Here is a 12,453-nt window from a genome sequence, read left to right as displayed (position 1 = left end):
CCGCCTCGGTGGTGGCTGGGAATCCGCCCAGGAGGTGAGATCGGCGTTGCCGCCGCCGGGTTTCGGCCATAGCGTGGGGGATGGACCTGCGATCACACCACCGGTGATCGCAAACCCCGTCGAACTGAAAGAGGACAGTCATGACCACTATGTATCGTGTGACCAACCCGGCGACCGGCGAAGTCGCCGAAGAATTCGCCACCTCCACCGATGCCGAGATCCTTGCCGCCCTCGATCGTTCGGCGACGACGTTCAGCGAGTGGAGCCAGACCTCCGTGGCCGAGCGTGCCGCGCTGCTGACCCGCGTGTCCGAGATCTACGCCGAGCGCGCCGAGGAGCTCGCCGAAGTCATCAAGCTCGAAATGGGCAAGTCCGTGCCCGAGGGCAAGGGCGAGGTCCAGCTCAGCTCGATGATCTACAAGTACTTCGCCGACAACGCCGAGGCGTTCATGGCCGATGAGCCCCTGCGCGGACCCAAGGACGCCACCGCCATGATCCGCCGCAAGCCGGTCGGCTCGTTGCTGGGCATCATGCCGTGGAACTTCCCCTACTACCAGGTCGCCCGCTTCGCCGCCCCGAACCTGGCACTGGGCAACACGATCCTGCTCAAGCACGCACCGCAGTGCCCGCGTTCGGCGCAGATCATGGAAGAGATCTTCATCGAGGCGGGCCTGCCCGCAGGCGCGTACATCAACATCTATGCCAGCAACGAGCAGGTCGCCGACATCATCCTGCCCGACCCCCGCAACCACGGTGTGTCCCTGACCGGATCCGAACGCGCCGGTGCCGCCGTCGCGGCCGAGGCCGGCAAGAACCTCAAGAAGGTCGTGCTCGAACTCGGCGGCTCCGACCCCTATATCCTGCTCGACACCGACGACGTCCAGAAGTCTGCGAAGACCTTCTTCAACACCCGCATGGGCAACACGGGCCAGGCCTGCAACTCGCCGAAGCGGATGATCGTCATGGACGATATATACGACGACTTCGTCACCTCCATCACCGAGGCGGCCAAGAAGAACACCCCGGCCGTTCCCGGCGAGGAAGGCTCCCGGCTGTCCCCGCTGTCCTCGGTGGCCGCGGCCGACCGCTTCGTCGAACAGGTCCAGGACACCGTCAGCGAGGGTGCGACGATGCTGGCCGGAGGCAAGAGGTACGACGGCGGCGGAGCCTATGTCGAACCCGTCGTCCTCACAGATGTGCAGAAGGGCATGCGCGGCTACTACGAAGAGCTCTTCGGGCCGGCCGTCATCGTCTACAAGGTCAGCAGCGAGGAGGAGGCCGTCGAGCTCGCCAATGACACTCCCTTCGGCCTGGGCGCCGCAGTGTTTTCGACCGACATCTCCCGTGCAGAACGCGTCGGTGACCAGATCGATTCCGGCATGGTCTTCCTCAATGCTCCGGAAGGCAGCCGCGAGTATCTGCCCTTCGGCGGAGTCAAGCGCTCCGGCGTCGGCCGCGAGCTCGGCCCGCTGGCGATGGACGAATTCGTCAACAAGCAGCTCGTGTACAAGCAGGACTGACCGACCCCGCAGACCTGAGCCCCACTCCGAGGGGTGACCGCCCACTCCGAGGGCCGGCCGCCCGCTCCGGCGGGTGACCGTCCTCGCCGAGGGGTGATCGATTAGGGCGCTGTTCGCTACCGAGGACAGCGCCCTGATTGTATGCTGAGACCACACACAGCAGATTCTCAGCGGGAGGTCTCCACCATGTCGGCACCGAAGCCGTCGACCCAGGTCAATGCCGCAGCCTCAAAAGGGATCATGCGGCCGGTCAACCGATTCCTCGAACAGTGGATCCCCTCGGCACTGACCTTCGCCATCGTTCTCACCCTCATCGTCGCAGTCCTCGCGTTCATCTTCACCGATGCCGGCCCCACCGCCGTCGTCACCGGCTGGGGCGAGGGACTGGCCGGCCTGCTCGAGTTCATGACGCAGATGTGTCTGATCCTCCTGCTCGGCCACATCCTCGCCAACACCGGACCCGTGCGGAAGCTGTTGGCCCGGCTCGCCCGTGTGCCGGGCAACGCCACCTTCTCCTACGTCTTCGTCTTCCTCATCGCCGCGATCGCCAGCCTCATCACCTGGGGCCTCGGCCTCGTCGTCGGTGCCCTGCTGGCACGCGAGATCGCCGTGCAGTCACGCGAACGCGGAATCAAGGTCCACTTCCCGCTGCTCGTGGCCGCCGGCTACTCCGGCTTCGTCGTCTGGCATATGGGCTACTCGGGTTCGGGCCCACTGACTGCGGCGACCCCGGACTCGTTCCTCGCCGAATCCCTCGGCGGGAAGACGGTCCCCGTGTCCGAGACGATCTTCGCCGGCTGGAACCTGCTCGCCATCCTCGGCGTGATCATCGTCTGCGGGCTCCTCCTCTTCTTCATCGCTCCCAAACCCGGCGCGCCCGTCTACGAACTTCCCGCCTCGGTGAGTTCGGAGAAGCAGTCCGAGATCGACGAGGAGGTCGTCACCCCGGCCGACCGCATCGACGCCTCGCGGATCCTCACCCTCGTCGTCGGCCTCGCACTCGTGGCCTACCTGGTCATCCACTTCGCGCAGGGCGGGGGACTGACCCTCGACGTCGTCAACTGGTCGTTCCTCGCGCTCATCCTGCTGCTCGTGCGCAACCCCTTCGAACTCATCCACCTCACGAAGGGTGCCGCCTCGAACGTCGGCGAGATCCTCCTGCAGTTCCCGCTCTACGCCGGCATCCTCGGCATCATGTCGAGCACCGGACTCATCGCCGTGTTCTCCGATGCCTTCGTCTCGATCTCGAACACCACGACCTTCGGCGTCCTCGCCCTGCTCTCGGCAGGACTCGTGAACTTCTTCGTCCCCTCCGGCGGCGGCCAGTTCGCTGTGCAGGGGCCGATCATGCTCGACGCGGCCAACCAGATCGGCGTTGATCCGTCCATCGCGATCATGGCCGTGTCCTACGGCGACCAGTGGACGAATATGCTGCAGCCCTTCTGGGCTCTGCCGGTGCTCGCCATCGCCGGGCTGAAGATGCGCGACATCCTCGGCTACACCGTCATCACGTTCCTGGGGTCCGGGGTGGTGATGGCTGCTGCGCTGCTGCTCGTCTCGCTGTGATCTCGGCTCATACCCGGTGCGGGATGCTCGCACACATGACGGGGATGACCGACCGGGAAAGTGACCGTAAGTGTCTCTGTGGTAACCTCCACTGTTGGTCCTCCCCCGAGCCGGGGAGGGCCCCTGACCTAGTGGAATCCAGCGAAGAGAAGCGAGCACGAAACCCCCCTCACCCACGTACCAGCCGATGATCACGCCCGGCCGTCCGCATCGTTCGGCCGGAACCGACGCCACGACGCCACCGCGTCCGGATAAGGAGCAGAACCATGTCAGCATCAGTCGAGAGTCCGCCAGGGGAACCGAAGAAGGATGTGAAACTGTCCCTGCCGCCCGTGAATTGGCGAGTCTTCATCGCTGCGGCAGTCGGAACCCTGGCCATCACCCTGTGGGCATTCTTCGCACCCACCAACGCCGAGGCGGTCCTCGGCGCCGTGGTCGGCTGGACATCCGATTGGTTCGGTTGGTTCTATGTCCTCCTCGTGGCCATCGTCCTCGTCTTCGTCATCTATCTCGCTGCCTCCCGATACGGCTCGACGAAGCTCGGCCCCGAGCATTCGAAGCCCGAATACGGACTCCTCGCCTGGGCGTCGATGCTCTTCGCCGCCGGCATCAGCACAGACCTCATGTTCTTCGCGGTCTCCGAACCCGTCACTCAGTACCTCGCCCCGCCGAGCACCGAACCCGAAACGGTCGACGCCGCACGCGAGGCGACGGTGTGGACGCTCTTCCACTACGGGCTGAGCGGCTGGGGCCTCTACGCCCTCATGGGCATCGCCCTGGCCTACTTCGCCTACCGGATGAACATGCCGCTGGCGATCCGGTCGGCGCTCGCCCCGATCTTCGGCAAACGGGTGCAGGGCACCCTCGGTGACTCCGTCGACTTCGCCGCCCTGCTTGGCACGATCTTCGGTGTGGCCACTTCGCTGGGCATCGGCGTCGTCATGGTCAACGTCGGTCTCAACCAGGTCTTCGGCCTGCCCGTCGGCACCGGTGCGCAGATCGGAATCGTCGTCGTCGGCGTCGCCGTGGCCACACTGTCCGCGGTCTCGGGCGTGGACAAGGGCATCAAGTTCCTCTCCATCCTCAACGTCTTCCTCGCGATCGCGCTGAGCATCTGGGTGCTCGTGGCCGGCAACACCAAGTTCCTCCTCAACGCCTTCGTCCTCAACGCCGCCGACTTCGTCCGCCTCTTCCCGGACATGGTCGGTCAGACCTTCGCCTTCGAGGACACCGGTACATGGATGACCGACTGGACCCTGTTCTTCTGGGCCTGGTGGATCGCCTGGGCATCGTTCGTCGGCCTCTTCCTCGCCCGTATCTCGCGCGGGCGGACCATCCGTCAGTTCGTCATCGGCACCTTGACCATCCCGTTCATCTACATCTTCATGTGGATCTCGATCTACGGGAACTCGGCGCTCGACATCATCCGCAGCGGCAACAAGGAGTTCGGCGAACAGACCGTGCTCAGCCCCGAGGGCGGGTTCTATGAACTGCTCGCGAACTATCCGGCCTTCGTCGTCGTCGCCGCGGTGGCGACGCTGACCGCGCTGCTCTTCTACGTCACCTCGGCGGACTCCGCGGCCTTGGTGATGGCGAACCTGTCCTCGCGCCTGCCGACCCCGCAGCACGACGGTCGGGCCGGACTGCGCATCTTCTGGGCACTGGCCACCGGTGCCCTGACGATCGCGATGCTCATCGTCGGCGGAATCGGCGCACTGCAGAGCGCCACGGTGATCATGGGGCTGCCCTTCGCCTTCGTCGTCATCCTCGTTATGATCGGCCTCTACCGCGCGCTGCGGATCGAGGGGCAGCGCGTCGACAGCGTCGACCAGAGCCTGCCGGCTTCCCTGGCTCGCCGCTCCGCCTCCGGACATGGGCACGAGTCCTGGCAGCGTCAGCTCGGCCGGGTGCTGTCGTTCCCGAATCGGTCGAAGGCCGAAGGATTCGTCGAGAAGACGCTCGTGCCCACCCTCGGTGAGGTCGCCTCTGAGCTCGAGGACCGGGGAATCGCGGCCCGCTGTGGTCGCGTCGATTCCGAGGGACAGTTCGTCGATGACGGAGAGCTCATCGAACTCGAGGTCGACGGCTCCGGCGAGTTCCCGTTCCGGTATCAGGTGTGGCCACGCAAGGTCAGCGTCCCGTCCTTCGGCGGACGCGTCCCGCGCGGGACCGAGGACTACTACCGGATGGAGGTCTACCTCGACGGCGGGGTCGGTCAGGGCTACGACATCATGGGCTATTCGAAGGATCAGCTCATCAACGACGTGCTCGATAAGTACGAACGCCACGTCGAATTCCTGCAGATGCAGGAGAACTTCGCTCACGGCGAGGACTGACGGCTCGATCCGTCAAGGGAATCGGTCCGTCAGCGGTTCGATTCCTCAGCGACGCCCGGGAACCGCGATCTTCAGGTCGTGTGCCCCGGGCGTCGTCATTCCCTCGCCGAGGCGGCGCGATCGTTGCGTGCTCACTGGGCAATGACCTGGCGCAGGGTGCGGGTGACGGACAGGGCAGTGAGTCCGCTGGTGGCGGGGTTCTCCGGGCTCGGCGTCGATCGGATGTCGAAGGTGAATTCTCCGGCAGATCCCGCGGCTCGAATGCGGTGGGCCGACTGGGTCTGGCCGGCCACAGCGACGAGGTCGACCCGGACCCGCTTGAGCGCGGCGGCGAGCAGGTCGGCATCAGTGGCGGGGTCGGCGGGGGACTGCGGCAGCCCGCGGGTGGCCCAGGCCAGAGCGACCGCGATATTGACGTTGGCGGGGAACTTCTCGATCGCCTCGGCGGGGTTGCCCGTGAAGACGGTCAGGGGGCCGTCGTCGGGGCGGAGGGCACGCAGCCGATCGGCTTCGGTCTCGGACATCCACGGTCGGATGAGTCCGGTCGCCTCTTTCGACGTGGTGAGCCGGGCGGTGTCGAGTCCGCCTGCCTGCGCAGCCGCTTCGAGCACATCGAGTCCGCCGATCGCCCCATTGGTCACGTGCAGCCGGCCGGGCCCGGCGAGCAGGCTCGAACGGGTCTCAGGATCGGCCAGGGCACCGACACTGGTGAGGACGAGTGGACGGCCGGACGCGATGACCGCGGGGCCGAACTGGGCTGCGGCGGGAACCCCGGCGCATTCGACGATGACGTCGAAACCGGAGAACAGCCTCGGCGGAGGGAGGACGTCGACCACCTCGGCGCCGTGATCCGGACGGTCGACATGTTTGGTCCGATCCGAGACCAGAGCGGTCAGGCTGAGCGCTCCGGAATCGAGCTCAGGAGAGAGCAGTTGGGCGACGTGACGGCCGATGGCACCGAATCCGAGGAGGAGCACTGAGGTCATGGCCGCACCTTATCGGAGACGACTGACGTGGGGCTCAGAACGCTGAGAACAGAGCGAGGGAGAGGGCCGGAGAATGGGGCCCGCGCGCCATGTCAGTGCGACGCGATACGGTTGCAGAATGGACGACGAATCACAGCCGAGCCCCTCCGGCGCAGCCGTCATCGGCGACGACGGTCTGGCCCGCACTCCATGGGCGTATGGGGACCCGATGCTGCTGGACTACTACGACAGCGAATGGGGACTGCCCATCCACGACGAAGCGGGACTGTTCGAGCGGATGAGCCTCGAGGGCTTCCAAGCCGGACTGTCGTGGCTGACGATCCTGAAGAAGCGGAAGCGGTTCCGCGAAGTCTTCGCCGGATTCGACCCCGACGCCGTCGCCCGCTTCGGTGAAGCCGAGATCGACACGCTGCTGGCCGATCCCGGCATCATCCGCCACCGCGGCAAGATCGAAGCCTGCATCAACAATGCCGCTCGCGTGATCGAACTGCGTGAAGACGGCGGACTCGACGCCTTCCTGTGGTCGTTCCAGCCTGCGCAGACACCGCGACCGCGCACCATCGCCGAGATCCCGACGACCGGTCCGGAATCCGCGGCCCTGTCGAAGGCACTGAAGAAGAAGGGGTTCCGCTTCGTCGGACCGACGACGATGTATGCGCTGATGGAGGCCATCGGCATGGTCGATACGCACCTGCTCGATTCCCACCGCCGAGGCACTTCCGGGGTGTGGTCGGAATGAACGATATCCGCGTCTCCGCGCTCGTCCTCCTCCATCCGCAGCGCCCGGAGCTGCTCATGGTCCGCAAAGCCGGAACCAGTTCATTCATGCTGCCCGGCGGCAAACCCGAGGAGGGGGAGACCGCCGAGGACACCATCGTCCGGGAGATCGCCGAGGAGCTCGGACTCACTCTGGACCGCCATCGGCTGCACGCTTTGGGCACATTTGCGGCAGCGGCGGCGAACGAAGCCGATCACCGAGTCATCGGTGATGTGTTCTGCTACGACGGTCTGCCGGAAGAGATCGATGTGGAGAACATCGCCCATCTGGCCGAGATCGCCGAGGCCGGATGGTTCCCCATCGATCCGCTGCCTGCTGACACCGATGTCCGCCAGTTCGCACCGCTGACCCGCGATGAGGTCATCCCCGCACTGCACGCCGCGGGACGTTCGGAGGCCAAATCGGCCGGTTGAGCTGAGATGGTCTCACGCGGTGCGGCGCTGGAACCCGAGGTCGAGGGTGAACAGGTGCAGGGAGTGCACCAGGGTGATCGCTGCGATGAGGAAGCTGAGTGCGATGTCGATGATGCCGAAGATCGTCAGCGCCGGTGGGCTGACATAGCCGGGCGCTTGCAGGAGAGTGCATCCGATGACGATCGAGCCGGTGAGGATCGCGATGAGGACAGCGGTCGTCGTTCGGCCCACTGCTGCCAAGCACAGCAGACCGGTGGTGAACAGCAGTGCGAAGAGCGTGAAGAGATCGACTCCGCGACCGATGATGAGGACTTCCTGCCACAGGTTTCCGTATGTGACGGAACTGTCCGGTTCGGGGGAGTAGTAGGGGAAGAACGATGCGGCGATGACCAACACCGCCAGCGGCCCGTAGAAGCGGGCATAGTTGATGTTGGTGCGACGAATGCGCTCGGCGAGGTCGTCGGCATTGCGGAGGTGCCCGGTCGTCATCGACCGGTCGCCGTCTGTTGCTGTCACTGTGGCCTTCCGTCGGAGTCGAGGCAGGTGGCATGAGGACTCGTTGTTGTGCCGAAGCACGACAGAAGCATCGCAATTCTCCAATCAGGGAATTAAGGGATTGTGGTCGACAATGGCCCGAACGGATTAGTCGCCGCCGTGCGGGCCAGGACCTGAAACGTATCCAGGAAAGTTACCGCTCGGTGTTCTCAGGAGACAAGGAATGGTCATGACTCACGTGTCATGCCCGCGAAAATCTACATATTCGCACAAAGGTCTTTATGCCGGGTTGTGCCTTTATCCCTATTTCATCCTTCGGTGAACCGCATTCCTCGTGTCTGCAGCCGCGAGATCGGGCAATGCGCCCTCGTCGGCTCCGCGGCTGAGCAGCTGCGAGAGCCGATTCAGACATGTGCGGAGTTCAGGGCTGTCGATGACGGTGAAGTCGGTGTCCAATCGGGCCAATGCCAGGGCCATGGTGGTCAGGCTCTGCCCGCCGACGGTGACGAGGCAGCGGTCATCCTCGAGGGCTTCGGCCGTGCCTTCGGCGGACATCAGTCTCTTCATCACCGTGGCCGCGGGAGCGTCGACGATGACGGAGGCCGTATGCCGCCACTTGGGTTCGGCCACGTGTCGTTCGACGAAGTCTCCGATGTCGTCTGCCGGCAGCGGGCGCGGAGTGAAGCTGCGACCGCTGGGCGTCTTCGGCACGATGCGTTCGGCGCTGAAGACCCGCCAGGCCTCGGTTCGGGGGTCGAAGGCCAGCAGGTGCCAGCGGTGTTGACGGTTGACGAGCCGGTAGGCCTCGACTTCGAGGTGGGCCTCGTGTGCTGGGGAACTGCTCGCGGCCTCCGGCCCAACGGTGCCCGGATCGACGGTGCCCGATTCAACGGGGCCCGGCTCGGCGGTGCGGCCGGGCGGGCGGTCGGCCGCCTCGCTGCGATACGTGAAGCGCAGGCGCTCATGCCGACGGCAGTGGTCGATGAGGGTGACGATGAGGTTGGGGTCGACGATCGGCATCGGCTGGTTGCCGACGACCGGAACAGTGAAGTGCGCGAGGCTGTGAACCCGTGCCCGAACCGCGGCGGGAAGAATCGTCTCAAGCTTCGCCAATGCCAGGGCCGAGGTCTCTTCCATCCCGCCGATGATGCAGCTCAGCCCGGAATGCAGGCCGACGGCGACCGCCACTGCCTCATCGGCGTCGAACATGAGCGGCGGGATTCCTGCGCCGTTGGAAGAGAGGCGGTAGCCGCCCTCGGTTCCGCGCGTGCCGTCGATCGAATATCCGATATCGCGCAACGTGCCGATATCGTTCCGGACGGTCCGCGGACTCACTTCCAGACGATCTGCCAATTCCGTTCCCGACCAGGTTCGGGGCACCATCAGCAGTGACAATAACCCGAGCAGCCGTGCTGCAGTCTGTGACATCTCTGCGTCTTCCGTCGTTTAGGAAGACCTCCTGCCTGAACTCAGAATAGCATTATGCAAATCGTTCCGGGACAGAGCGAAACAATGAAATGGCTTTCCCGATTTCGGAGGATCAAGCGAAATTGATGCACGATCAGCAGAGTATTCAAGGTATTTCATACCCGATGACAACAGACACAGAATTCGATGTCGACGACTATCTCGAGTTGTATTCGTCGGCACGCAAGAAGGACAAAGGGTGGATCCTGGACGAAGTCATGATCCTCACCGGGTGGTCGCGTGACCATGCACGGCGCCGGTTGGCTGCCTTCCGCGTCGGTGACGACGAGACCGGATACGACGATCCGACCACCGAACATCCACGGTCGCGGTGCTGCAAGTACTCACCCGAATCACGGGCACTCCTCGTTCGGATCTGGGAATGGTCGGGGTATCAGAGCGGCAAGTACCTGGCCGCGGTGATGCCGCAGCTGCTCGATGCGGCAGAACGCCACGGCGCACTGGTGCCTGACCGGGAGGGTTACAGTCTCGAGGTCCGCTCTGAACTGCTCGCCGTCAGTCCGGCTTCGATCGACCGGTATCTGCGCACCGCGCGAGCCGATGACTTCCGCGACCGCAGAGTGTCGACGAAACGGTTCACCAGTCCCAGCGAAGACTTTCTCGATTTCGCGTCGGGACCGAATGAGTACGAACCGGGCTTCTTCCTCGTCGACACCATCGCCCATGCCGGACCGACCCGAGCCTCGAACTGCGTGTTCACAATCAGTGCCTCATGCCTGCACACCGGCTGGGTCTTCACGCGCAGCATTGCCGACAACGCTCCGGACACCATGGTGGAGATGCTGCAGTGGTCACTCGATGAGGTGCAGGGGATTCCCTTCTGGGTCAACGCCGTTGAGCTGAGCAATGCCGATGACACCGTCCACGAGGCGGCCGACCGTTGGGCACGCGGCCTGGACATCCATTTCAGTCCGGTGCTCAAAGATCTCCGTCGCGATCGGCTTCCGGAAGCGTCGCGGCATCAGCATCTCGTTCACGAGTACGGCAATATCCGTCGCTATGACACCGAGGAGGCCCGGACTGCCCTCAACGAACTCTGGCGTGCCGTCGACGACCGACTCAACTACTTCACTCCCACGCGCAAGCCCGCGGGCTGGGCAGATGACGGTCACGGCGAGCAGAGGCGCATCTACGACGAACCGAGCACACCGTTCGAACGTCTGCGCGCAGCCGGGGTCATGTCACCGACCCAGGAGCGCGAGCTCAGCGAATATGCGCACGGTCTCGACCCGGCCCGGCTGACCGAAGAGATCGTGTTCTGGCAGAAGCGTCTGCAGGAGCTGGCCGCCTGAGTACGGCTGGGTCGGGGATTGCCACTCCGGGCAGCATCAGGAGCAGCGGCAGACAGAAGCGATTGGGCGTGCCGTCCTCGAGAACGATGCCGGTGACGAAATCGATGTCGTCGGGTGAGATCTCCTCGAGACTCGGCAGGACTCCGACGGCCTTCCATTCGGCGTCCTTGAGGAAGTGCTGGCGTGTGAACGATTCGCGGACCTTCGTCTTCGGGCCGATGGCAGGCGACAATTCTGACGCGCAGGTGAACACTTCTCCGCCGGATGGGCAGCAGACATCTCGGACACGGCAGATGCAGTGCCGATGTCGTAACCTCGGACTATGAGCCCCGAACACCAGCCTCAACGGACATACACCCCGGCCCTGCTGGGCTTGGTGTGGACGGCGATGTTCGGGTTCTCCGCCTTCTTCTTCAGCTATTCGACGATGGTGACGATCGCTGCGACAGACGGACTGTCGACCGTCACCGGCGGTTCCGTGCTGACGACGATGATGATCGGTGTCATCGCCGTCCAGCCCTTCGCCCCATGGGCCGGGCGGGTCTTCGGTTTCAAGGCCTCGCTGCTGTTCGCTCTCGTGCTGCAGTTCCTCGGCCAGCTGCTCGGGCTCTTCGTGACCCCGCCCCTGCTGGCGCTCGTCCTCGCCGGGCTCTGCGGCGGTGTCGGGTTCGGACTCTTCGTCGTCCTCGCCAATGCGGCGGTTCCCGGAACGACCTCACCCGGGCGGATCGGCAAGGCACTCGGCTTCTTCGGTGGGATCACATCCCTGGCTGCCGCCGTCGGAGCGCCGCTGGGACTGTGGCTGGTCGAGACGATTCCGATCGGGATCTTCCGTGTCATCGTCTGCGCCTGTCTGCTCCTGGCCATCCCCACGGTGCTGAAATACGTTCCCGGACGGCCGCCTCGGCGAGGGGAGGGCGAAGCGGGAGCATCGGCAGGCGACGACGCGACGGTCGGTGTTCGGGCCGGACGCAATGAGAAACGGAGCCTGCGGAAGGTGGGACGCCGTGCGGGGGAGGCCCTTGGGCTCGTCCTCATGCTCTCTCCGTTCCTCGTCGGCATGATCGTCTTCGGGATCATCGTCGGCTTCGGACCGGGCGAGGATGTCGCGGTGGCGGCGCTGTTCATCGCGGGCATGCAGATCTCGGCAGTGATCGGACGCTTTGTCGTCGGGGCCGTTTCGGACAACTTCCCGCCCTTCGCTCTCAACATCTTGGGCCTCGTCCTGACAGCGATCGGCCTGGTCTGCGCTGTCGTCTTCTACGGTGCGGCGCTGTTCGCTGCGATGCTCATCATCGGTCTGGGGCTGGGTGCCATGCAGTCGGCGAGCCTCGTCATGGCCTTCGCCTCGGTCAGCTCACCGAGCCGGGCCAGCGTCGCCTGGAATATGAACTTCGACATCGGCCTCGCCATCGCCGGAGTGGTCGGCGGACTCGGCTTCACCTACCTCGGATCCTCGTCGACCTTCCTAGTGTGCGCCCTGGTCCTGCTGCTTACCGGGGCGCTGTCATGGATCGCACGGACGCTGCAGGGCCGACGAGGCAACGCCGACTGAACCGCACAACGCTCAGGGACTGCC

Annotated in this window: 10 protein-coding genes; 7 read left to right on the top strand and 3 right to left on the bottom strand. The window is 64.8% G+C overall.

The genetic code is table 11. The features are described from left to right. The first annotated feature begins 140 nt into the window (after window positions 1–140). The 3 genes from EB835_RS05610 to betT all read left to right on the top strand — a co-directional run bounded on the left by EB835_RS05610 (window position 141) and on the right by betT (window position 5,422). On the top strand, window positions 141–1,520 hold the full coding sequence (locus tag EB835_RS05610) for an NAD-dependent succinate-semialdehyde dehydrogenase (protein ID WP_135808496.1): 1,380 nt from the start codon (window positions 141–143) through the stop codon (window positions 1,518–1,520). A gap of 186 nt (window positions 1,521–1,706) precedes the next feature. Beyond that, entirely contained in the window at window positions 1,707–3,086 is a 1,380-nt protein-coding gene (locus EB835_RS05605; RefSeq protein ID WP_135808495.1) for a short-chain fatty acid transporter, read from the top strand. Between the two features lie 266 nt (window positions 3,087–3,352). Next, a complete protein-coding gene (betT, locus tag EB835_RS05600) occupies window positions 3,353–5,422 on the top strand; it encodes a choline BCCT transporter BetT (protein ID WP_135808494.1) in 2,070 nt (689 codons plus the stop codon). A 131-nt stretch (window positions 5,423–5,553) separates the two neighbouring features. Here the strand turns inward: betT and EB835_RS05595 are convergent, their stop codons facing one another. Beyond that, complete coding sequence (locus tag EB835_RS05595) at window positions 5,554–6,408, bottom strand: aspartate dehydrogenase domain-containing protein (RefSeq protein WP_135808493.1); 855 nt, start codon at window positions 6,406–6,408, stop codon at window positions 5,554–5,556. Between the two features lie 118 nt (window positions 6,409–6,526). Here EB835_RS05595 and EB835_RS05590 point away from each other — a divergent pair, with 118 nt between their 5' ends. After that, a complete protein-coding gene (locus EB835_RS05590; protein ID WP_205749873.1) occupies window positions 6,527–7,147 on the top strand; it encodes a DNA-3-methyladenine glycosylase I in 621 nt (206 codons plus the stop codon). Beyond that, the gene (locus EB835_RS05585; protein ID WP_135808491.1) at window positions 7,144–7,599 is read left to right on the top strand and encodes an NUDIX hydrolase; all 456 of its coding nucleotides are present in this window, start codon (window positions 7,144–7,146) and stop codon (window positions 7,597–7,599) included. The genes EB835_RS05590 and EB835_RS05585 overlap by 4 nt, the downstream gene beginning before the upstream one ends. A gap of 12 nt (window positions 7,600–7,611) precedes the next feature. Here EB835_RS05585 and EB835_RS05580 read toward each other — a convergent pair whose 3' ends face one another. Then, window positions 7,612–8,115, bottom strand: a complete 504-nt coding sequence (locus EB835_RS05580; RefSeq protein WP_135808490.1) for a hypothetical protein — start codon at window positions 8,113–8,115, stop codon at window positions 7,612–7,614. Between the two features lie 282 nt (window positions 8,116–8,397). Then, on the bottom strand, window positions 8,398–9,522 hold the full coding sequence (locus tag EB835_RS05575; RefSeq protein ID WP_135808489.1) for a helix-turn-helix transcriptional regulator: 1,125 nt from the start codon (window positions 9,520–9,522) through the stop codon (window positions 8,398–8,400). Between the two features lie 164 nt (window positions 9,523–9,686). Between EB835_RS05575 and EB835_RS05570 the strand changes: the two genes are divergently transcribed. Both EB835_RS05570 and EB835_RS05565 read left to right on the top strand, forming a co-directional pair. Continuing rightward, a complete protein-coding gene (locus tag EB835_RS05570) occupies window positions 9,687–10,874 on the top strand; it encodes an integrase (protein WP_135808488.1) in 1,188 nt (395 codons plus the stop codon). A 322-nt stretch (window positions 10,875–11,196) separates the two neighbouring features. Further along, the gene (locus tag EB835_RS05565; RefSeq protein WP_135808487.1) at window positions 11,197–12,429 is read left to right on the top strand and encodes an MFS transporter; all 1,233 of its coding nucleotides are present in this window, start codon (window positions 11,197–11,199) and stop codon (window positions 12,427–12,429) included. The last annotated feature ends 24 nt before the right edge of the window (window positions 12,430–12,453 follow it).

The organism is Brevibacterium sp. S22 (assembly GCF_004745485.1).
GTDB lineage: Bacteria > Actinomycetota > Actinomycetes > Actinomycetales > Brevibacteriaceae > Brevibacterium.
Note: the sequence above shows the minus strand (reverse complement) of the source record. Positions and strands in the feature narration are given on the sequence as shown.

What these genes read in the sequence shown, in the direction of transcription:
- EB835_RS05610 (WP_135808496.1), top strand. Translation starts at nt 141, where the DNA reads ATGACCACTATGTATCGTGTGACCAACCCGGCGACCGGCGAAGTCGCC.
- EB835_RS05605 (WP_135808495.1), top strand. Translation starts at nt 1,707, where the DNA reads ATGTCGGCACCGAAGCCGTCGACCCAGGTCAATGCCGCAGCCTCAAAA.
- betT (WP_135808494.1), top strand. Translation starts at nt 3,353, where the DNA reads ATGTCAGCATCAGTCGAGAGTCCGCCAGGGGAACCGAAGAAGGATGTG.
- EB835_RS05595 (WP_135808493.1), bottom strand. Translation starts at nt 6,408, where the DNA reads ATGACCTCAGTGCTCCTCCTCGGATTCGGTGCCATCGGCCGTCACGTC.
- EB835_RS05590 (WP_205749873.1), top strand. Translation starts at nt 6,527, where the DNA reads ATGGACGACGAATCACAGCCGAGCCCCTCCGGCGCAGCCGTCATCGGC.
- EB835_RS05585 (WP_135808491.1), top strand. Translation starts at nt 7,144, where the DNA reads ATGAACGATATCCGCGTCTCCGCGCTCGTCCTCCTCCATCCGCAGCGC.
- EB835_RS05575 (WP_135808489.1), bottom strand. Translation starts at nt 9,522, where the DNA reads ATGTCACAGACTGCAGCACGGCTGCTCGGGTTATTGTCACTGCTGATG.
- EB835_RS05570 (WP_135808488.1), top strand. Translation starts at nt 9,687, where the DNA reads ATGACAACAGACACAGAATTCGATGTCGACGACTATCTCGAGTTGTAT.
- EB835_RS05565 (WP_135808487.1), top strand. Translation starts at nt 11,197, where the DNA reads ATGAGCCCCGAACACCAGCCTCAACGGACATACACCCCGGCCCTGCTG.